Source organism: Dorea sp. YH-dor226 (assembly GCF_039832105.1).
Taxonomy (GTDB): domain Bacteria; phylum Bacillota; class Clostridia; order Lachnospirales; family Lachnospiraceae; genus Dorea_A.
Map to the genome: position 1 here is coordinate 1 of NZ_JBDOHS010000022.1, position 22,940 is coordinate 22,940.

At 42.7% G+C, this 22,940-nt stretch carries 17 protein-coding genes and 1 riboswitch; of the genes, 2 read left to right on the forward strand and 15 right to left on the reverse strand.

Annotation, left to right across the window (positions count from 1 at the left end):
• Positions 1–116: 116 nt before the first annotated feature.
• The 5 genes from ABE547_RS13435 to tdh all read right to left on the reverse strand — a co-directional run bounded on the left by ABE547_RS13435 (position 117) and on the right by tdh (position 7,184).
• Positions 117–305, reverse strand: a complete 189-nt coding sequence (locus ABE547_RS13435; RefSeq protein ID WP_347379235.1) for a class I SAM-dependent methyltransferase — start codon at positions 303–305, stop codon at positions 117–119.
• Positions 306–553: 248 nt separating this feature from the next.
• Positions 554–3,178, reverse strand: coding sequence for a pyruvate, phosphate dikinase (gene ppdK, locus ABE547_RS13440; protein ID WP_347379236.1), 2,625 nt, complete (start codon positions 3,176–3,178; stop codon positions 554–556).
• A gap of 217 nt (positions 3,179–3,395) precedes the next feature.
• The gene (locus ABE547_RS13445; RefSeq protein ID WP_347379237.1) at positions 3,396–4,784 is read right to left on the reverse strand and encodes an aminopeptidase; all 1,389 of its coding nucleotides are present in this window, start codon (positions 4,782–4,784) and stop codon (positions 3,396–3,398) included.
• A gap of 132 nt (positions 4,785–4,916) precedes the next feature.
• Positions 4,917–6,116, reverse strand: a complete 1,200-nt coding sequence (locus ABE547_RS13450; protein ID WP_347379238.1) for a glycine C-acetyltransferase — start codon at positions 6,114–6,116, stop codon at positions 4,917–4,919.
• A gap of 30 nt (positions 6,117–6,146) precedes the next feature.
• The gene (gene tdh, locus ABE547_RS13455; RefSeq protein WP_347379263.1) at positions 6,147–7,184 is read right to left on the reverse strand and encodes an L-threonine 3-dehydrogenase; all 1,038 of its coding nucleotides are present in this window, start codon (positions 7,182–7,184) and stop codon (positions 6,147–6,149) included.
• Between the two features lie 399 nt (positions 7,185–7,583).
• Between tdh and sstT the strand changes: the two genes are divergently transcribed.
• Positions 7,584–8,831 carry a serine/threonine transporter SstT gene (gene sstT / locus ABE547_RS13460; RefSeq protein ID WP_347379239.1) on the forward strand — a complete coding sequence of 416 codons (1,248 nt, stop codon included), beginning with the start codon at positions 7,584–7,586 and terminating at the stop codon, positions 8,829–8,831.
• A 110-nt stretch (positions 8,832–8,941) separates the two neighbouring features.
• Here the strand turns inward: sstT and ABE547_RS13465 are convergent, their stop codons facing one another.
• The 6 genes from ABE547_RS13465 to ABE547_RS13490 form a co-directional block, all read right to left on the reverse strand.
• Positions 8,942–10,333 (reverse strand): glycine--tRNA ligase, encoded by a 1,392-nt coding sequence (locus ABE547_RS13465; RefSeq protein ID WP_347379240.1) that lies wholly within the window; start codon positions 10,331–10,333, stop codon positions 8,942–8,944.
• A gap of 70 nt (positions 10,334–10,403) precedes the next feature.
• A complete protein-coding gene (gene recO, locus ABE547_RS13470; RefSeq protein WP_347379241.1) occupies positions 10,404–11,147 on the reverse strand; it encodes a DNA repair protein RecO in 744 nt (247 codons plus the stop codon).
• On the reverse strand, positions 11,095–11,298 hold the full coding sequence (locus tag ABE547_RS13475) for a hypothetical protein (protein WP_347379242.1): 204 nt from the start codon (positions 11,296–11,298) through the stop codon (positions 11,095–11,097). The genes recO and ABE547_RS13475 overlap by 53 nt, the downstream gene beginning before the upstream one ends.
• Before the next feature lie 55 nt (positions 11,299–11,353).
• Complete coding sequence (gene era / locus ABE547_RS13480; protein WP_347379243.1) at positions 11,354–12,250, reverse strand: GTPase Era; 897 nt, start codon at positions 12,248–12,250, stop codon at positions 11,354–11,356.
• Positions 12,251–12,261: 11 nt separating this feature from the next.
• The gene (locus ABE547_RS13485) at positions 12,262–15,183 is read right to left on the reverse strand and encodes an insulinase family protein (RefSeq protein ID WP_347379244.1); all 2,922 of its coding nucleotides are present in this window, start codon (positions 15,181–15,183) and stop codon (positions 12,262–12,264) included.
• Positions 15,184–15,329: 146 nt separating this feature from the next.
• The gene (locus ABE547_RS13490; RefSeq protein ID WP_347379245.1) at positions 15,330–16,940 is read right to left on the reverse strand and encodes a Na+/H+ antiporter NhaC family protein; all 1,611 of its coding nucleotides are present in this window, start codon (positions 16,938–16,940) and stop codon (positions 15,330–15,332) included.
• A 111-nt stretch (positions 16,941–17,051) separates the two neighbouring features.
• Positions 17,052–17,222, reverse strand: a riboswitch (Lysine riboswitch).
• A 148-nt stretch (positions 17,223–17,370) separates the two neighbouring features.
• Between ABE547_RS13490 and ABE547_RS13495 the strand changes: the two genes are divergently transcribed.
• Complete coding sequence (locus ABE547_RS13495) at positions 17,371–17,892, forward strand: nitroreductase (RefSeq protein WP_347379246.1); 522 nt, start codon at positions 17,371–17,373, stop codon at positions 17,890–17,892.
• A gap of 144 nt (positions 17,893–18,036) precedes the next feature.
• On the opposite strand, the gene ABE547_RS13500 is transcribed toward ABE547_RS13495, so the two are convergent.
• From ABE547_RS13500 to ABE547_RS13515, 4 genes are all read right to left on the reverse strand, one after another.
• Entirely contained in the window at positions 18,037–19,494 is a 1,458-nt protein-coding gene (locus tag ABE547_RS13500; RefSeq protein WP_347379264.1) for a glycogen/starch synthase, read from the reverse strand.
• A gap of 639 nt (positions 19,495–20,133) precedes the next feature.
• Positions 20,134–21,246, reverse strand: a complete 1,113-nt coding sequence (locus ABE547_RS13505; protein WP_347379247.1) for an RNA-guided endonuclease TnpB family protein — start codon at positions 21,244–21,246, stop codon at positions 20,134–20,136.
• Positions 21,233–21,646, reverse strand: a complete 414-nt coding sequence (tnpA, locus tag ABE547_RS13510; protein WP_347379248.1) for an IS200/IS605 family transposase — start codon at positions 21,644–21,646, stop codon at positions 21,233–21,235. Before tnpA ends, ABE547_RS13505 begins: the two co-directional genes overlap by 14 nt.
• A 120-nt stretch (positions 21,647–21,766) precedes the next feature.
• Positions 21,767–22,696: a hypothetical protein gene (locus ABE547_RS13515; RefSeq protein ID WP_347379249.1), complete on the reverse strand. Its 930-nt coding sequence runs from the start codon at positions 22,694–22,696 to the stop codon at positions 21,767–21,769.
• Between the last annotated feature and the right edge of the window lie 244 nt (positions 22,697–22,940).

Consider the following 22,940-nt stretch of genomic DNA (forward strand, 5'->3'; position numbering starts at 1 on the left):
TTAACGGAAGGAATATGAGAAATCCTTCCAAGTAACCTGCAAATTGATCTACAAGTGGTCAGATAAAATGAACTCGCGGTCAGCTCATCCGAGCTGGCCGGTCAGTTCGACCGAATTTAGCACCGTGCAAGCTCCATCGAGTGGCGACCAAATCCGCACGCCAGATCAAGTATCTTTTCGTCTCCTTTCATTTCCAGTTTTTCAACAAGGAAATCCACCTGTCGCTTTGTATCTTCCACCCACGAATGGTTTTGAATATCCAATGTCCATATTTTCTTATACCAATCACTTGCCATTGCCTTCATATAACTTCTCCTCTCCGCGAAAAATTTGAGGTTTTACATAAGTCATTATACATTTTTCCAATTAATATTCATAGTAATGATCAATTCTTTACTATTATTATACAAATGATTCAGTTTTACCGAAAGATGCATATTCTATTTTGCACAAGCATTGCATTTGAAAAAACACAAAAAAAATCCCTTACGCTCAATCAAGCGTAAGAGATTTTTTACATTCTAATTTAAGTATCTACCTAAATTCCAATATCTTATTTCTCAGCGATAGCTGCCTGAGCTGCTGCCAGTCTTGCGATTGGTACACGGAATGGTGAGCAGGATACATAGTCAAGACCGATCTTGTGGCAGAATTCTACTGAAGATGGATCTCCACCGTGCTCTCCACAGATTCCGATGTGAAGGTTTGGATTAACCGGCTTTCCTAAAGAAATAGCCATTTCCATTAATTTACCAACACCTGTCTGGTCAAGCTTAGCAAATGGATCGTTCTCGAAGATCTTAGCATCATAGTAAGCATCCAGGAACTTACCAGCATCGTCACGAGAGAATCCATATGTCATCTGTGTTAAGTCGTTTGTACCGAAGCAGAAGAAGTCAGCTTCTTTTGCAATCTCATCAGCAGTAAGAGCTGCTCTTGGGATTTCGATCATAGTACCAACTTCGTACTTCAGATCACTTCCAGCTGCTGCAATCTCAGCATCTGCTGTCTCAACAACTGTCTTCTTAACATATTTTAACTCTTTGATATCGCCAACCAACGGGATCATGATCTCCGGTTTTACTGTCCAGTCAGCGTGTGCTTTCTGTACATTGATAGCTGCACGGATAACAGCCTTTGTCTGCATCTTAGCGATTTCCGGATAAGTAACTGCAAGACGGCATCCACGATGTCCCATCATTGGGTTGAACTCGTGAAGTCCATCGATGATTGTCTTAATCTCTTCTACAGATTTGCCCTGAGCATCTGCAAGTTTCTTAATGTCATCTTCCTCTGTAGGAACGAACTCATGAAGCGGTGGGTCAAGGAAACGGATTGTTACCGGGTTACCTTCCAGAGCCTCGTATAATGCTTCGAAGTCGCCCTGCTGATATGGAAGGATCTTCTCAAGAGCTGCTTCTCTTTCTTCTACTGTATCTGCACAGATCATTTCACGGAATGCAGCAATTCTGTCTTCCTCGAAGAACATGTGCTCTGTACGGCAAAGTCCGATACCTTCTGCTCCAAGCTCACGAGCTTTCTTAGCGTCTGCAGGTGTATCAGCATTTGTACGAACCTTCATAGTTCTGTATTTGTCAGCCCATGCCATGATTCTTCCGAATTCACCGGCGATTGTAGCATCAACAGTAGGAATGATTCCATCATAGATGTTACCTGTTGTACCATCGATAGAGATTGCATCTCCTTCATGGAATTCTTTTCCTGCTAATGTAAATTTCTTATTTTCTTCGTCCATAGCGATGTCGCCGCATCCGGATACACAGCATGTACCCATACCACGAGCAACAACGGCAGCGTGAGATGTCATACCACCACGAACTGTCAGGATACCCTGAGCAGACTTCATACCTGTGATATCTTCCGGAGATGTCTCAAGACGAACCAGAACAACCTTTTCTCCTCTTGCAGCCCACTCTACAGCATCGTCTGCTGTAAATACGATCTTACCGCAAGCAGCTCCCGGAGATGCTCCAAGACCTTTGCCCATTGGTGTAGCAGCCTTCAGTGCAGCAGCGTCGAACTGTGGATGAAGCAGTGTATCCAGGTTACGTGGATCGATCATTGCAACAGCTTCTTCCTCTGTTCTCATACCTTCATCAACAAGGTCACATGCAATCTTCAGAGCAGCCTGAGCTGTTCTCTTACCATTACGTGTCTGCAGCATGTACAGTTTCTTATTCTCAACAGTGAACTCCATATCCTGCATATCTCTGTAATGAGTTTCCAGAGTCTTGCAAACCTGTGTAAACTGAGCAAATGCTTCCGGGAATTCTTCTTCCATCTTAGCAATTGGCATTGGTGTACGAACACCGGCAACTACGTCTTCACCCTGAGCATTGATCAGGAATTCACCCATCAGTTTCTTTTCTCCTGTAGCAGGATCACGTGTAAATGCAACACCTGTACCACAGTCATCACCCATATTACCGAAAGCCATAGACTGTACGTTAACAGCAGTTCCCCAGGAATATGGAATATCATTGTCACGACGATATACATTGGCACGTGGGTTGTCCCATGAACGGAATACAGCTTTTACTGCTCCCATTAACTGTTCCTTCGGATCATCCGGGAAGTCTGCACCAATTTTTTCTTTATATTCAGCCTTGAACTGAGAAGCCAGCTCCTTCAGGTCATCAGCTGTCAGTTCAACGTCAAATGTAACGCCTCTTTCAGCTTTCATCTTGTCGATCAGCTCTTCGAAATATTTCTTACCAACTTCCATAACTACGTCAGAATACATCTGGATGAATCTTCTGTAGCAGTCCCAAGCCCAACGTGGATTGCCGGATTTTTCAGCAATAACATTAACAACAGTCTCATTAAGACCCAGGTTCAGGATTGTATCCATCATACCAGGCATAGAAGCTCTTGCACCGGAACGTACAGATACGAGAAGCGGATTCTCACTGTCACCAAACTTCTTGCCTGTAATCTCTTCCATCTTATCAATGGCTTCCATAATCTGTTCCATGATCTCGTCATTGATTGTTCTTCCATCTTCGTAGTACTGTGTACAAGCTTCTGTTGTGATTGTGAAGCCCTGTGGTACCGGAAGACCTAAGCTTGTCATCTCAGCGAGGTTCGCACCTTTTCCACCAAGCAGGTTTCTCATGGTTGCGTTACCTTCTGTAAACATATAAACCCATTTTGCCATCTTGTCATGACCTCCTAAAACAAAATTTTCTAAGTCGCACATAATATTTTACTGGTTTTGCCAGTATTCGTCAATAGTTGCACCAGAACTTTTCGCCCTAAATTTTCCAGCATTTCTAGGCATTTTGCACAATGCTGACAAGGATATTTCCACTGACAGAAGTGTGCCGGCCAAGCTCTCGCTTATGCCGGCACACTTCCTGCAAAACACAACTACATTATATATTGCGTAAAAACGCCTTGTATCCTTTATATGCTTCATAAATATCAGCTTTACTGGTCACTTCCCACGGCGCATGCATACTCATAACAGGCACTCCGCTGTCAATCACTTCCATGCCATAGTTTGCCATAATGTAGGCGATTGTTCCGCCTCCGCCAACGTCAACCTTTCCAAGCTCTGCAAACTGATATGCAATACCATCCGTTTCCATTGCCCTGCGGATTTTTGCAAGATATTCTGCATTGGCATCATTGGATCCGTTCTTTCCACGGCTTCCGGTAAACTTATTGAATACCAGTCCTTTTCCAAAGAATGCTGTGCTTCTCTTCTCAAATGCTTCCGGGAACATCGGGTCATAAGCAGCACTGACATCAGAAGAGAGCATTCTTGAATTCTGAAGTGCACGACGAACCTTTAATTCAGATTCTCCATCTGTAAGAGCCACCAGTTCCGCGATCACATTTTCAAAGAACCGGGAATGCATACCTGTCGCACCGACACTTCCGATTTCCTCTTTGTCTACCAGAATACAGCAGGAAGTTCTGTCCACATCTTCCACATCCATCATGGCAAAAAGGGATGTAAATGCGCAGACACGGTCATCCTGTCCATATGCCAGTACCATACTTCTGTCGATTCCGCAATCTCTTGCTCTTCCAGCAGGCACGATCTCCAGTTCTGCAGACAGAAAATCTTCTTCCTCCATTCCGTAATACTCAGTAAGGATGCGCATCACATTTGCCTTAACCGTTTCTTTTTCCTTCTCATCCAGTGTCTCATCATCTGCAACCGGACGGCTTCCGAACAGAAGATCCAGCTTTTCGCCTTCGATCACTGCCCCAGCTTTTTTCTCCATCTGCTGAGCAGCCAGATGTACCAGAAGGTCTGTCACAACAAACACCGGATCGTCTTCTTTTTCACCGATGCTTACTTTTTCAACAGTGCCGTCCTTTTTAGCGATCACACCGTGAAGTGCCAGAGGAATTGTCACCCACTGATATTTCTTGATGCCTCCGTAATAATGTGTATCAAGATATGCCAGTTCTTCACTTTCATATAACGGATTCTGTTTTACATCGATTCTCGGGGAATCAATGTGTGCTCCAAGAATATTCAATCCATTTTCCAGTGGCTGTTTTCCAATCTGGAACATCGCAATACTCTTTCCCATGCACACCGCATATACCTTATCCCCTGGCTGAAGAGGTTCTTTTACTTCCTTCAGATTGCGATACCCTTTCGCTTCGATCTCGCGAACAGTCAGATCCACACATTCACGCTCTGTCTTTCCCTCATCCAGGCATACTTTATACTTTTCATTGATCTGATTCAGCTCTTTCTGCTGTTCCTCACTGTATGCTTTCCATACATTATTACTTTCCATAATACCGATTCTCCTTTCATACCTCTTTCAGATTCGTATATATATTATACCACAAATCGTGGAAACAGCATGCGACACTTTAGAAAAATGCTGCATGCTGCTTCGTCTTTTAAATTTTATATGGTTCCTGTACTATTTCAGTCCCATCTCTTCTCTTACTTCTTTGAAGCACTTCACAATGAAATCGATATCCTCTTTTGTATGACTTGCACATACCTGTGTACGGATTCTTGCTTTTCCCTTTGGTACTACCGGATAAGAGAATGCAACTACATATACACCCTTTGCCATCATACGTTTTGCAAATTCAGCTGCTGTTTTTTCATCATACAGCATAACTGGTACACATGGATGTGTTCCCGGAATAATATCAAATCCGTTGTCTACCAGTTCTTTACGATAATATGCCGTAACCTCTTCCAGATGATCACGCAGTTCTGTACTCTCTTCCAGCATATTAAAGAGTTCAAGGCTTGCGCCTGCAATTGCCGGAGCAAGTGAATTAGAGAACAGATACGGACGGCTTCTCTGACGCAGAAGATCAATGATCTCTTTTCTTCCGGAAGTATATCCGCCGGAAGCTCCGCCGAGCGCTTTTCCAAGTGTTCCGGTGATAATATCAACACGACCTTCTACTCCACAGTATTCTGCGGTTCCGCGTCCTTTCTTTCCGACAAATCCAACTGCATGACTGTCATCCACCATAACCAGTGCATTATACTTATCTGCAAGATCACATACACCTTTCAGGTTACAGATGATACCGTCCATAGAGAACACACCGTCTGTAGCGATCAGTTTAATTCTTGCACCAGCCTCATCAGCTTCTTTTAATTTCGCTTCCAGATCTTCCATATCGTTGTTTTTATAACGGAAACGTTTTGCCTTACACAAACGAACACCATCGATGATAGATGCATGATTCAGTTCATCGCTGATAACTGCATCTTCTGCTGTAAGAATCGTCTCAAACAGACCTCCGTTCGCATCAAAACAGGAAGAATAGAGAATCGTATCATCCGTTCCCAGAAAGTCAGATATCTTCTTCTCAAGTTTCTTATGAATGTCCTGTGTTCCACAGATAAAACGAACAGATGCAACTCCATATCCTTTTTCATCATAAGTCTTCTTAGCAGCTTCGATCAGACGCGGGCTGTCTCCAAGTCCCAGATAGTTGTTCGCACACATACACAGAAGTTCTCTTCCGTCTTCCATCTTCACTCTTGCTCCCTGTGGAGATACAAACGGCGCTTCCCCTTTGAACAATCCTGCTTCTTTAATGCCTTCTACCTCTTTTGTATAGATACTTAAAATATCATTTTTACGTGCCATTGTCTTCATCCTTCTTTCAACATTCAGTGTTTAATCATTTACATGTGCCCAGTCCAGAATTACCTTTCCTGACTGTCCGGAAATCATTGCCTCAAAACCTTTTTCGTAATCTTTGATATCAAAATGGTGTGTAATGATCGGAGAAATATCAAGTCCTGCCTGAATCATTGTTGACATCTTATACCAGGTATCCCATACCTTTCTTCCATAGATACCACGCAGATTGAGTCCATTGAAGATAACCGTCTCAAGGTCAACCTTTGCATCTGTTCTCTGAAGTCCGAGAAGCGCAATATTTCCACCGTGTTTCATGTTATGGATCATATCATGAAGTGCGATCTGTGATCCGGACATCTCAAGACCCACATCAAATCCTTCTGTCATGCCGATATCTTTCATCACATCTTTCAAGTTCTCATCTTTCAGGTTCACAACTCTTGTTGCACCAAGCTTCTTTGCAAGATCAAGACGATACGGATTCAGATCCGTTACAACCACATGTCTTGCACCGGAAAACTTTGCAATTGCCGCTGCCATACATCCAATCGGGCCGGCTCCTGCGATCAGCACATCTTCCCCAAGCATATCATAAGAAAGTGCTGTGTGAGTCGCATTTCCAAACGGATCAAAGATTGCATACATTTCTTCCGGAATATTCGGATTACATGGCCATACGTTAGAAGACGGAATTACAAGATATTCTGCAAATGCTCCGTTTCTGTTAACTCCAACACCCTTTGCATCTTTACAGTTCTCTTTATGACCTTCCAGACAGTTTCTGCATTTTCCGCAGGTAATATGACCTTCTCCGGATACCAGATCTCCAATCTTAAATCCTTTGACACCTTCTCCCACTTCACACACTTCTCCGACATACTCATGTCCGGCAGTAAGTCCGACCGGAATCGTATGCTGTGCCCAGTCATTCCACTGATAGATATGAACGTCCGTTCCACAGATAGCTGTCTTATGAATCTTGATCTTTACATCATTCGGTCCCACTTCCGGAATCGGGACTCTTTTCATCCACAGACCCTCTTCTGGTTTTTCCTTCACCAGTGCCCACATCAATCCATCATTTCTTTCGCTCATTTTAATCAACCTCCCGTTTCAGCCGTCTCCCCAGACAGCATCTTCTCACTTAACGTTGTAATTATAGCACTCTTAACTAATATACACAACCTGTTTTCTACTATTTTTGTGTTTTTTGACAATTATTTCACATTGTTTTTCTCTTTTTTATGTCATTTTCACCATTCTCTATTTACAAACGCAATTTTATTTTGTATAATTTTTTTGTCATTATCAACATTTCCAGCAAAGCGAACAATATTTTCAGCATTTTGCCTTGTAATATGTTGATACTGACAAGGGGAAATCAATCAAAAAAAAGAGAAAGAGAGGTAAAAGCAGATATCACGCCTGCTTCTGGTATGGTTTCAGGTATGCAATCTGCGAAAACACAACATGAAAAATGTAATTCAAAAATGGAACAGCATCAGTCTTGTTCTGAGAATCATCTGTGGTCTCATCATTGGTATCATTCTTGGACTTGTAATTCCAAAAGTGACAGTAATCGCTATTCTTGGGGACCTTTTTGTTGGCGCATTAAAGGCTATCGCTCCACTTCTGGTATTCTTCCTTGTAATGAGCGCTCTTGCACACATGGGAGAAGGACAGAAAACAAACATGGGCTTCATTGTTATGCTCTACATGGTAGGTAACCTGTTTTCAGCACTCGTATCCGTAGTTGCATGTAAACTGTTCCCTGTAACTCTTACACTGGCAGAAGCAGCCGGCGAAGAACTGGCTCCTCCGAGTGGTGTAGGCGAAGTATTAAAGAACTTATTGATGAACGTTGTATCTAATCCGGTTGCTTCCATTGTGAATGCCAACTACATCGGTATCCTTGCATGGGCATGTATCTTTGGTATTGCTCTGAAATGTGCTTCTGACAACACCAAAAAGATGCTCGATGATTTTGCAGGAGCCATCTCCACTGCCGTTAAGTGGGTTATCAGTTTTGCTCCGTTTGGTATCATGGGATTAATCTTCAACGTTATCTCTGCATCCGGACTCAGTGCTCTGTTATCTTACGGAAGACTGATCCTTGTACTGGTCGGAAGTATGGCATTCGTTGCATTGGTTATGAATCCGATCATCGTATTCCTCTGTATCAGAAAGAATCCATATCCACTGGTATTCAAGTGTCTGACCAAGAGCTTTATCACCGCATTCTTTACACGTAGTTCTGCAGCTAATATTCCTGTTAATATGGAACTTTGTGAAGAACTGGGATTAGACGAAGAACAGTACTCCATCTCTATTCCACTTGGTGCTACAATCAACATGGCCGGTGCAGCTATCACAATCTCCGTCATGGCTTTGTCAGCTGCTCATACCGTTGGAATCAGTGTAGACTTTGGTACCGCTCTCATCCTCTGCGTACTTGCAGCACTCAGTGCAGCCGGTGCTTCCGGTGTTGCCGGCGGTTCTCTGCTCCTGATCCCTATGGCCTGTGGCTTGTTTGGAATCCCATCTGAGATTGCTATGCAGGTTGTAGGTGTTGGTTTCATCATCGGTGTAATTCAGGATTCCTGTGAAACAGGTCTGAACTCTTCTACCGACGTTCTCTTTACAGCAGCAGCTGAATTCAGAGACAGAAGACTGCATCCTGAATACTACGCAAACAAAACAACTGAAAGTGCAGAATAATTATTACATAATCTATATAAAGTGTATTGTCCTGACGGTCCGTCCGTCAGGACAAAAAAAATCCAGGATCCGGATAATTCCGATCCTGGATTTTTATATCTCCCTGTATCTTACCACTCAAACTTCTTTGCAAAGTAAGCGTCCAGATCTTCAATCTTAATTCTTTCCTGCTCCATGGTATCTCTGTCACGAACAGTTACCGCTCCATCTGTCTCTGATTCAAAATCATAAGTAACACAGAACGGAGTACCAATCTCATCCTGACGGCGATAACGTTTTCCGATATTTCCACGGTCATCGTATTCACAGTTATACTTTTTGCAGAGCTGAGTATATACCTTTTCAGCACCTTCATTCAGCTTCTTGGAAAGCGGAAGTACACCGATCTTAATTGGAGCAAGTGCAGGATGGAAATGAAGAACCGTTCTTACATCTCCACCTTCCAGCTCCTCTTCATCATATGCACTGCAGAGGAATGCAAGTACCATACGGTCAGCTCCCAGTGATGGTTCAATTACATATGGAATATATTTTTCATTCTTTGTATCATCAAAGTACGACATATCCTGCTTAGACACATTCTGATGCTGTGTAAGATCATAATCCGTTCTGTCAGCAATACCCCAAAGCTCACCCCAGCCAAATGGGAACAGGAATTCCACATCTGTTGTCGCACGGCTGTAGAAGCAGAGCTCTTCCGGAGAATGATCACGAGGGCGCAGCTCCTCATCTTTGATTCCAAGTGTTTTCAGCCAGTCAAGGCAGTATTTTTTCCAGTATGCATGCCATTCAAGATCCGTTCCCGGTTCACAGAAGAACTCTAATTCCATCTGCTCAAACTCTCTGGTACGGAACGTAAAGTTACCCGGAGTGATCTCATTACGGAAGGATTTACCAATCTGACAGATACCAAATGGAATCTTCTTTCTGGATGTACGCTGTACATTCTTAAAGTTTACAAAGATACCCTGTGCCGTTTCCGGTCTTAAATATACAGTGTTCTTGGCATCTTCTGTAACTCCCTGGAATGTCTTGAACATCAGATTAAATTCACGGATCTCTGTAAAATTATGTTTTCCACATGTCGGGCATGGAATCTCGTGATCTCTTACAAATGCTTCCATCTGCTCATGACTCCATCCATCAATGCTGTCCCCAATATCAATTCCATGCTCATGTGCATAGTCCTCAATCATCTTATCTGCACGAAAACGCTCATGGCATTCCTTACAATCCATCAGAGGATCACTGAATCCTCCCAGATGTCCACTGGCAATCCATGTCTGTGGATTCATCAGAATCGCACAGTCTACACCCACATTATATGGATTCTCCTGCACAAACTTCTGCCACCAGGCTTTTTTTACATTGTTCTTCAGCTCTACACCCAGATTCCCGTAGTCCCATGTATTAGCAAGCCCGCCGTAAATCTCAGACCCCGGATATACGAACCCTCTTGATTTCGCCAATGCTACAATTTTTTCCATAGTCTTCTCTACCATATCTCATCATTCCCTTCTGATTTGTGATAATTGAACTTATTATACCGTCTTAGACTGTCATTTTCAAGCTTTATTCTACAATTGTCTCCAGTATTTTCAAAGACTTGAAAGTTTTCCCTATATACTCGTCCATATACGCCTTCATAACCCTCGAAAGTTCTTCCAGCACTTCGTCTTTCACCACAAATGTATACAGCTTTTCAACCGGAGCGCTGAGAATATATTGAAGTGTATACCAGGTAGATGTAAGAAGCGGTACTCCATCTGTAATATACCTTTTACATTCGCAACATACCCATCCGCCTCTTCTGATGCTGAATACCTTCTCTCTGCTGCGATCACCACAAGTCAGACATTCAAATACCTGAGGCCCCTCTCCATTTACAGCAATCGACTTTAATTCATATATGTAGCGAATCAGTTTATCCGGAATATTCGGATTTGTCAGCGCACGAAGTGTCTGATACAGAAGTTTCAACAGCGCAGTCTCATCATTGGCTTCTCTCGCGTAATAATCCGCAAGTTCCAGAAAGTAAAACCCGTAATAAGCACCCTCTACATCCTCGCGAAGCTCCTGAAAATAATTGGAAATAGAGGCTGACACCAGTGCATAGGATGTCCGCCCCTCATATACCGTAAATTCTCCAAAGGAAAAGGGACTCGTCATTCCCAGAAGCGCACTGTTCGGTCTCCTTGCTCCTCTGGCAAATGCTGAGATCTTCCCTCTTTCTCTGGTCAGAATCACCACTCTTCTGTCATATTCACCAATAGGCGCCGCCGCAAGCACCATGCCGGTCAGTGTAATCTGATTCACCAATTGCCTCTCCTTTATCACAGTCTGCCGCACCGGGATCTGCGTTTCCTTTTTCCAGGGGATCCCGGTACTTGCAGACTGCGATTCCTTTATAATTCAGATAATCCATTATCTTTCCCGTTCTCACAAAACGGTCCCAGTATTCTTCCATTCGAATCACCTCATCCTTCGCCTTTAAGAATAGGTTCTCCCACAGAAGTTATTTTTTATTCATCTTCCCGATATCCAAAATTTTTCATCAGGAATTCACTGTCTCTCCAGTCCTTCTTCACTTTGACCCATAATTTAAGATTTACTTTGCAATCCAACATTCTCTCAATCTCATAGCGGGCAGTGCTTCCGATTTTTTTCAACATATTTCCTTGTTTTCCAATAATGATCCCCTTGTGCGAATCTCTTTCACAGATAATAGTGGCATCAATGTGCATCACTTTATTTCTCATCTTCATGCTGTCAATTGCCACAGCAATACCGTGAGGGATCTCATCCTGCAGACAGTGAAGCGCTTTTTCCCGGATCAGTTCTGCAACGATCTGCCGTTCCGGCTGGTCTGTCACAGTATCATCATCATAAAATTGCGGACCATACGGAAGATATTTCATGATCACCTTCACAAGCTCCCCGGTATTATCTCCATTTCTTGCAGACACCGGAACAATCTCTGCGAAATCATAGATATCCTTATAAGCTGCAATCGAAGGCAGGATCTCTTCTTTTTTCACACTGTCAATCTTATTGATGACCAGGATGACAGGAGTATTTGTTTTTTTCAGCTGACTGACAATATGCTGCTCGCCCGCACCGATGTACGTCGTCGGTTCCACAAGCCACAGAATCACGTCTACTTCATTCAACGTGCGTTCCGCAACATTTACCATGTATTCGCCCAGTTTGTTCTTTGCTTTGTGAATTCCAGGTGTATCCACAAACACGATCTGCCCTTCTTCTGTCGTAAGTACAGTCTGAATACGGTTGCGCGTTGTTTGTGGCTTATTCGATGTGATAGCTATCTTCTGTCCGATCAGCTGATTCATCAGCGTAGATTTTCCAACATTCGGGCGTCCAATCAGTGTCACAAATCCTGATTTATAATCTTTTTTCATACATTCTCCCTCTAAAATCCTGTCACTTTCATAAACAGGTCCCTGTCTTCTTCAATCTTTTCTTCACTTCCGATCACACAGATCTGCTCTGCCTGAAGCACCGCCTGTGCAACTTTTGCAAGTCTGCGGATATCCTCCTGACCGGCTTCGAGAATCTCGATTCGTTCTTTCCGTATCATGTCTGCATCCACTTTATTCATATACAGATTCATAGAACGGTCACCTTTGGCAGAAGGCGTCATCGGCTGATCTATATTACTCATCGTTCCGATAATATATTTCGTCATATCACGTTCACTTACCGTAAAGTTTTCAAGATATTCTACGACACCTTCATATACTTCCATCGTTCTTCTCAGATTTGGATCCCGATAGGATACAAAATACCCGTCACCAATGCGGTTAAAACTGCTCATACATCCATACGCGCCGCCCTTCACACGGATATTCTGCCACAGATATTCATAGCTCATGATTACCTTCAGTATCTGCAATGCACCACTGTAAGAAACTCCCCGATCAATGAAATTTCCGACTCTTGCCACATACTGAACCTTGGAAGCAGTCTTGAATCCTTCGTTCTTCTTTTCGCAGTGAATCATGCAGGTCGTACCTGTTTCCTTTTTCTCATACAGTCCATGTTTCAGAGATTTTATCATGTCTTCCATTCCATCCAGCCCTTCTCTTGCCGCGGTGTAACTGATCATCATATTCTCCGCACAGAACAATTGTCTGGTCAGATCAGACAATATCTGTACAAGCTTTTTCTTCTCTTCTTCAAAGTGCTCCTCAATATATGCCACTTTGTCATAGAATTCGATTCCATTGGTCATGTCTTTCAGTTTGGCAGACGGAGACGCATAAGACAGCGCGCGAAGTGCCGCAGTTGTATGTCCTGTTGATTGAAACTTCATCAGCAGTCTGGATTTCAGCATGGAAAGAATCTCTTTCAGACGCTTGGTATCGTCCAGTTTTGATTCGGTCAGAATCTCGCCCATCATTTTTAAGGCAATCGGAAGTTTTGCATACAGCGCTTTGCCTTTGATCTCAAATGTAGACTTAAATTCCTTTTCTCTCACCCGGGTCACATCTGTATAAAGTTCCAGTGAAGTTCCGATGCCACCTGTATGCACATTGATCTCATTAAATAATTCTCCATATTTATAATGCTTTGTATCAATAATCCCAAGAACTGACTGAAGAATTCCGACATAAGGCAAAAGTTCTTCTTCGACCCCGGACATATCAAACATGATATCTACGTATCCAATCCCATTCGTCTCAATCTCATGAAATACCGTTGGGATTCCTGCAATCTGCATCTCCTCATTAATAATCGGTTCAATCTCCCTGGAAATATCTTCTCTTTTCAGCACCGGAATCTTTTCCAGATCTTCCTCACTGTCTTCTGTCGACTGATACTCTTCCAGAGCATGAGTGCGTTCTACCAGACGTTCCTGCTCTTCAAGGCTCAGACTTTCCTTATATTCCTGCAGCTTTTCATCCAGTTCTCTGTCAAGTCTGGCTGTACGGCCTTTTTCCGGTTTAATGATCACGATCGCACCATGCTGGTTATCCAGAAGATATCTCTGGATCAGATCTTCAAAATATCCGGTATCGACCTGATTTTTCAGAAACTCAAATGTATCCAGCGCCTCGATATGAATGAATGGCTTTTCATCATCATAGAGCCAGCTGTCCATGATCTGAAGTCCATACATCAGCCCCTTCGGGTAACTTCCAAAATCTGCCTCACGATAACGGAATTCATGATAATTAATTCCGGCTTCCAGCGCTTTTTTGTCCATCCCTTTTTCAACAATATTCCGAAGAGTACCTTCAATCGTCTCAACAAATGCTGCCTTCTGATCTAAATTCGCGTTTTTTGAGATCACAGAAAAAATCGGCTGATAGATCCCATTATCATAAGATCCCATAATATCCTTGCCGATACCTGCCTCTGTCAGTGCCATTTTCAGTGGTGCGCCCGGCGCAGACAACAATGCATAATCCAGAATCTGGAACGCCAGATACAGTTCTCGATCCAGGCTCGTTCCAATCACCTTACTGTAGGAAAGGTAAGTATTATCTTCTTCAGATTCATCGCTTGCTATGGAATATGGCATCTCTTTTTCTATGATTGACTCAAATGGCGCCTGATACCGAATCTCAGAATCAACCGGTGTATATTCAAAATGACTCAGATATTCTCTGTCCAGCCAGTCAAGCTTCTCTTCCATATCCATATTGCCATACAGATAAATGTAACTGTTCGATGGATGATAATACTTCCGATGAAACTCCAGAAACTGTTCATATGTCAGATTCGGGATCTCTTCCGGATCTCCTCCGGATTCATTGGCATAAGAAGTATCCGGAAACAGTGTATTCAGCACTACCCGGTCCAACACACCCTCCGGTGAAGAAAAAGCCCCTTTCATCTCATTATATACAACTCCGTTATATTCCAGACTGTCATCTATCGAATCCAGCTTATAGCTCCATCCCTCCTGACGAAAGATTTCCTCATGACGATAGATATTCGGATAGAATACCGCATCCATATATACGTGCATCAGGTTCTGAAAATCCTTATCATTACAGCTTGCCACCGGATACACCGTCTTATCCGGATATGTCATCGCATTCAAAAATGTATTCAGGGATCCTTTTACCAGCTCCACAAAAGGATCCTTCGCCGGAAAGTTCTTAGAACCGCACAACACAGAATGTTCCATGATATGTGGTACTCCCGTACTGTCAGACGGAGGTGTCCGAAATCCGATATTAAACACCTTATTATCGTCATCATTTTCTATGAGAAGAATTCTTGCCCCACTCTTTTTATGCTTCAGGAGACGCCCCATCGCCTTAATTCCCCGAAGTTCTTCTCCCATTAAATATTCATAAGCCTGTAAATCTCTGACACTCATAAATTCTTCGTCTTCTCCTTTCGTTTCCAGTTCAGCCGCTCAGGTTCTTTCGGCTAAACGGTATGAGTTATATTATATCACCTTTCTTCCTATTCTGCACGCAAAAAGCGACAGCAATACGCTGTCGCTTCAAAAGCTTATATTCTCTATTTTTCTGCAGTCATTTTTTTGATTACCAGAAGTGTACCAACCATCAATACAATACCAATCGGAAGGCAGACAAATACATTCTGTACAAATCCCGCAATGATATATGTCACGCAGGAAACTGCCGCCGCAGTGATCGCATACGGGAGCTGCGTCGTAACATGATTCACATGGTTGCACTGACCTCCGGCTGAAGCCATGATCGTCGTATCCGAAATCGGCGAACAATGGTCACCACACACTGCACCTGCCATACAGGCAGAGATGGAGATAATCATCATGGTCTCATTGGTTCCCTGGAATACTGCAACAACGATCGGAATCAGAATACCGAAAGTTCCCCAGGAAGTACCTGTCGCAAATGCAAGGAAGCATCCTACCAGGAAGATAATCGCCGGAAGCAGACTCATAAGGCCGCCTGCCGCATTCTGTACCACACCTGCCACATACTCTTTTGCTCCAAGGCTGTCTGTCATCGCTTTTAATGTCCATGCAAATGTCAGAATCAGAATCGCAGGAACCATTGCTTTGAATCCATCCGGGATACAGGACATAGATTCTGAAAACTTCAGTACTTTGCGCACTGCGTAGAACACGATCGTGATTACAAATGCAAAGAAGCTTCCAAGCATCAGTCCGACAGAAGCGTCACTTCCGGAAAAAGCTTCTACAAAACCTGTTCCACCAAAGAAACCTCCTGTGTAGATCATTCCAATCACACAGCAGACAATCAGTACAACTACCGGGAAGATCAGATCGATCACGCCACCCTTGCTTTCATCCACATCTTCTTCCGCATTGGCATACGGGCGATCCGGAGTCGTATATAAATCTCCTGCCATCGCATTGGTCTCATGCAGCTTCATCGGGCCGTAATCCATCTTCAGAATTACGATCGTAAGCATCATGACTATAGTTAATATTGCATAATAGTTATATGGGATCGCACGAATGAAGATAGAGAATCCATCTTCTCCTTCTACAAATCCGGTAACTGCTGCCGCCCAGGAGGAAATCGGCGCAATAATACATACCGGAGCCGCCGTCGCATCGATCAGATATGACAGTTTTGCTCTTGATACATTATGCTTATCTGTCACCGGTCTCATAACACTTCCTACCGTCAGACAGTTAAAATAATCATCAATAAAGATCAGCACACCCAGAAGGATGGTTGCCAGCTGTGCACCAACACGGCTTTTGATATGTACGCTCGCCCAGCGGCCAAATGCTGCAGAACCGCCGGCTTTATTCATCATGCACACCATGATTCCGAGAATAACAAGGAATACCAGAATTCCCATGTTATAGCTGTCCGTCAGAACTCCGACAATACCATCCTGAAATACATGCGTTACCGTCAGCTCAAACGAAAAATTAGAGTAAAAAATTCCTCCGATCAGGATTCCGATAAACAGAGAGCTGTATACTTCTTTTGTGATCAATGCCAGAACGATCGCTACGATCGGTGGTACCAGTGACCAGAAGGACGCCCACATATTCGGAACATATTCAGCAGCTTCGTCTGCTGCAAATACAGTCATACAACTGAATACCAAGGTACACATGAAAGCAAGTATACCCCAGACTGCTTTTTTCTTTCCTCTCATAGTAAATATCCTCTCTTTTCCTATAATAATATAAAAAATGAAATATGCCATGAACAACACCACACAGGCGCGCTCATGGCAGAATTATCGAAATGTTAATATACTAATGACAACTCTGATAGCGCTCCACTGTTGTGACAGTCCGCAGTATCTTCTGCTGCGTCCCAGAACCCGCACATGGGATGTGCCGATCCTTCGGCGGCTTCCCCTTTTTTTCTTCTGCAGTCTTCCCAAAACTGTTGCAGAAAAAATACTCTTGAAACCCGCACCTCTATCAAGTCTCGTTATTCACATAGTACATTTGTATCATCTTTCATATAAAAAGTCAATAAATGATTCCATTTTAGCCCGGAAAATATCTGATTTGTATTTCCCTCTCATCTATGCTATACTGTCGTCAATCAATATCAGCAGGAAAGAAGGAATCTCAATGAACGAAACTATTCAAACTATGGTAACCCGGCGGAGTATCCGCAGCTATAAACCAGACATGATTCCTGAGGAATATCTGGAACAGATCTTAAAAGCCGGCACCTGTGCCGCATCTGGCCGGGGCATGCAGTCACCTGTCATTGTAGCTGTAACAGACAAAGAAACGCGTGATAAGCTTTCCCGTATGAATGCCACTATTATGGGCACGGATACAGATCCATTTTACGGAGCTCCGATTGTACTGGTCGTACTGGCCGACAAAAACCGTCCTACCTATCTCTACGATGGTTCTCTCGTTATAGGAAATCTTATGAACGCTGCACACGCTCTTGGAATCGGAAGCTGCTGGATTCACCGAGCAAAAGAAGAGTTTGAATCGGAGGAAGGAAAATCACTTCTGAAAAAATGGGGCGTTGAAGGCGACTATGAAGGTATCGGACACTGCATTCTTGGCTACGCAGAAGAACCATTGCCAGAGAATAAACCAAGAAAAGAAAACTACATTTATTATGTAAAGTAAGTCGCAAAAAAGATATACTGCATTTAAAACGTACAACACCCGCAAGAACGCTTCGACGCTACTCGCTTACCTCAGCTTTTCTTGCGGGTGTTGTATTTTCAGAATAGTATTTTTTACATCAATCCCTGTTCTTTTAACTCTGATTTACCAGGTCAGTTCCAGGTACAGATCTTTGTACTGTTTTGCAGCATTCTCCCAGGAGAAATTCTTCTCCATGTCTCTTCGAACCATTTCATCCCAATGCACACGATCTGTGAAATATACTGTTTTTGCCCGGTTGATCGCATCCAGCAAAAGTCCGGATTCATAGCGGTCAAAGGTAAATCCATTACCGGTATTCGTATACATATTATATGGCTCTACCGTATCCTTTAATCCACCCGTCTCGCGAACGATCGGCACAGTACCATAATGCATGGCAATCAACTGTGTCAGTCCACATGGTTCAAACTGGGATGGTACCAGGAACGCATCTGCTCCGGCATAGATCTTATGAGCTCTTGTCTCATCATACATAATATTGGAACATACATTTCCTTTATAAGCATTTTCATAATAACGGAATGAATTCTCGTAGACATCATCTCCGGTACCAAGTACAACAACCTGTGTATGCTCGTCCATAATCTGCGGAAGAATTGCATTTACCAGATCCAGTCCCTTCTGGTCTGTCAGTCTGGAAACCAGTCCAATGACAAACTTATTCTCATCCTGAACCATTCCAAGCTCTTCCTGAAGTTTCCGTTTATTTTCTTTCTTCTTTTCCACTACATTTGTAATGTCATAATTCTCATATAATCTGGCATCTGTAGCAGTATTCCAGATATCATAATCGATACCGTTGACGATACCTCTCAGTTTTCCGGAATGATATCTCAAATGAGCATCCAGAGTCTCACCATAATACGGCGTCTGAATCTCTCCGGCATATGTATGACTGACTGTCGTAATGACATTGGAATATGTCAGTCCACCTTTTAACATATTGGCATCATTGTAGCTTACCTTCAGTGCGTCTTTGTTGAACACATACTCCGGAAGTCCTGACCAATAACGAATCGTCGGAATATTATAAATTCCCTGGAAACGAAGATTGTGGATTGTAAAAATTGTCTTTGCAGACGTCAGCTTTGTATTTTCAAACAATGTTCTCAAATACACCGGTACCAGAGCCGCCTGCCAGTCATGACAGTGAATAATATCCGGAATCCAGTCCATATAATTCAAGGCTGCCAGTGCTGCTTTGGCAAAATAGCAATATTTCGGAATATCATCGATCAGATTGGTATATGGATTACCACTGCTGAAAAATTCCTCATTATCAATAAAGTCATATACAACACCATCCCAGACATATTCCATGATACCTACATAATAAGATCTGCCGTCTGCACAAAGATCCATATCAAAAGCACCTCTGTAGATCATCTTTTCCTGATACTTCCATGGAATACATTTATAACGTGGAAGAATGACTCTCACATCACAATTCTGTTTGACCAGCGCCTTCGGAAGCGCATACATAACATCTCCAAGACCACCGGTTTTTACAAATGGATAACACTCTGAACCAATAAATGCAATACTTCTTCTTGGTGTCATATATTCCTCACAAACCGCTTCTTCCGGTGCAGCCTCTTCTGCTACTGCCTCTTCTGCTACTGCCTCTTCTGCTACTGCCTCTTCTGCTACTGCCTCTTCTGCTACTGCCTCTTCTGCTGCTGCTTCCATCACAGTTTCTTCTTTTACAACTTCTTCTATTACAGGCTCCTCTGCTTTCGCCTTAACCTCTTCTGCCTTAACCTCTTCTGCCGCTTCAGCAACTTTCTCTTCTTCAACGGCTGTTATCGGCTTTGTATCAACTTTCCGGGTACTTTTCTTTGCCGCTGTACTTTTCTTGGCTGTGGTTTTTTTTGTTTGTTTTCTTGCCATCTTATACCTCCAAAATTGCTTAAAACATTTTCCTTTCTCATTATAGCATAAATAAAGAATAAGGCAAATGTCCTTTTATCTCATTCTATGTGCCTCTTTGATATTGATTGTCTTATGCACTATAAAGTGACATGCTCCCACCACTTAACTTTGTTTGAAGTGGGGGCTTCTTACTCAATGCCCCTGATGGGGCAAGTATCAATAAGCTATCCCCGCCTGCCCGGCGGTTCGATTTTAGCCCGGAAACGGGCATAACAATTATATTTTGTCCAGTTATGGACATATATTCAGTCTGGATACAGACATATTTTATGCAGAGAGCAGACGTAATGCTTCGTCCCGAATATTGATCGCTGCATTCACGTCCCTGTCGTTCGTGTAACCACACTCACATCGATATACTCTCTCTGACAACGGTAATACCTGTTTGACCTTTCCACACTGACTGCAGCTTTTGCTGGATGGAAAGAACCTGTCCACCTTTACAAGCTTTCCTCCACGATCTTCCAGCTTATAACTGAGCATGTTCAGCAGCATCCCATAACCGTTGTCCGCAACACTCTTCCCAAAATTCAGACACCTGCTCATCGCCTTCATGTTCAGATCTTCGACGGCAACCACATCATACTCATCTGCCAGTTTTCGACTCAACTTATGATGGAAGTCTCTTTTCTGGTTTTTGACCTTCTCATGGCAGAGTGCCACCTTTTTCTTCTGTTTCTGGTAATTCAAACTTCCAAGCTTACAACGTGACAACTTTCTCTGCTCCCTGCTCAGCCGTTTTTCAGACTTTCTGTAGTAATCCGGATGTTCGCATTTACTTCCATCGGAAAATACCGCCAGCCCATGCATCGCATAATCGATACCGATAACCTTCCGTTCTCTTTCTTCTCTGCCCCGGACTTGGTTTTCATCCGCATAGTATTCAAAAAGTATACTGACAAAGTACTTTCCTGAAGGTTTCCTTATGACTGTCACAGCCTTCATCCGGAACCCTTCCGGAATCTGTCTGTGGAGCTTCGCCTTTACAACACCAGCCTTTGGAAGTTTGATCCCTTTTTCAAAAAGCCGAATATTCCCATTCACCAGATTCGTAGTATATGCATCCCTGCTGTGATGCTTTGACTTGAATTTCGGAAAGCCGATCTCCGGACGTTCAAAGAAGTTTCTGTATGCCCGCTCCAGATGGAGCTGCACATTCGCAAGAGCAAGAGAATCTACTTCCTTCAGCCACGGGAATTCTTTTTTATATGCAGCCGGTGTAGTCTTCAACATCTTACCGGTCTTCTTATATTCTTCCATCTTGTCCGAAAGCATCTGGTTGTAGATGAATCTACAACACCCGAATGTCTTCGCAAACAGCTCTTTCTGTTCTTTTGTTGGATAAATTCGGAATTGGAATGCTTTATTATTCTTTCCCATCTTTCTCACCCTGTGTTTCAATGTACTCCCTGATCACTTCAATCGGTGCTCCACCGGCTGTTATCAAGCAAAAGCTCTGACTCCAGAAAGTTTCTTTCCACAGCTTCTTTCGAATCTCCGGGAATTCTTTCTTAAGGAGTCTGCTGCTGGCACTCTTATACGCATTAATAAACTTTCTGAGTTCACTCTTTGGCTGAGCCCGGAACATCGCGTGGATATGATCACCGTCATGATTCCACTCATCCACCTCAATCCCATACCTGGGTGCGATATAAGAAAATATTTCCCTAGCGCGGTCAGAAACAGTATCATCAAAGACGTCTCGTCGGTATTTTACAACCAAAACAAGATGATAATACAGCAGAAAAGCTGAATGAGCATTATGGTCTAACTTTCGCATAACAAAAGACTTCCTTTCTTATCGACTGAGTATATTATACCACAATGCTCACCCACTCCAAGAACATATGTTCTATCTTTGTGTTTCATCCCAACCACCTAAGAGGAGGGGGAATTCTTGCTAGACAATGTTAAATTCTCTCAAGAGCTTATTTTGAAATTCCTGATTTTCTGCTGCTTTTATTATATCCTCAACACGATTTTGAGCAACGAGCTTCTGAATCATACTATTAATACGTAGTCGTTCTTCTTCTCTTCCTTCTTCTCTTCCTTCTTCTCTTCCTTCTTCTCTTCCTTCTTCTCTTCCTTCTTCTCTTCCTTCTTCTCTTCCTTCTTCTCTTGTCTGCCTCATATGCCTCGCTTCATCATACTCATAAATACTCACTGACTTCGCCTCCGCTCTGTTCTTTGACAGAAATTCTTTCAGAATTCCTTCTTGTATACATTCTCCAATTGCCTGTTCTACCGCATCTTCCAATGGCATTGTCTCCGCATATTGACTTACTCTCCAGGTGTATTCCGTATAATCCTTTAAGGTCTTACATGCTTCTTTCAAGGCTTCATTCTTTCCCGGATTGATATTCAACATAACCGCCTTAAGTTCCAGCGATGGTTCCAGATCCGGAATTTCATATAAATCCGACAAATTCAATTCCATTCTCTCAGGGAGATTTTTACTGCCATTAAAAAGTATCAAGAAATTCGGCGTTGGAAGCATTACTTTTTTCTCACCATAGAGGTTACGGTCTTTCGTGATAACAGAATATAAATCTGATATGTAAAACAGAAACCGAAGTGGAAGATTCGGGTTATAGGTGGACTGATGCTCATATAGAGACAATCTGGAATCAATAATGAATGAAACATCATTATACATAGACATATAAATAACATTCTTCAAAGTATTGACCTCCAGCTGATCCGGATCTGTATACTTTGTTCCATTAACAGCATTATAAAGCTCTAATAATTCTTTTTTGTTTCTGAATATCATTTCGAATAAACTTGCTCTATACGTGCGTTTTACAGGTACTTTTTTTACTTCTTTCATGAAAAGCCCTCCTTTTCTTTGTTAAGGGCTCTTATGAAAATCCATACTATCTTTTATAAGAAACCCCTTTGCTGTTTGATTGGATTGAAAGCATTGAGATTTCTTAATAGATATTTTTGATGATATCAGATGCGCTTCCGCTTAGAAAAGTCAGAAATATAATGCTTTAGTAAAGAATATCATATTATATGTAAATTTACCAGTATATTTTTGTATAAAATCCTAGAATACCAACCTGCGCTCT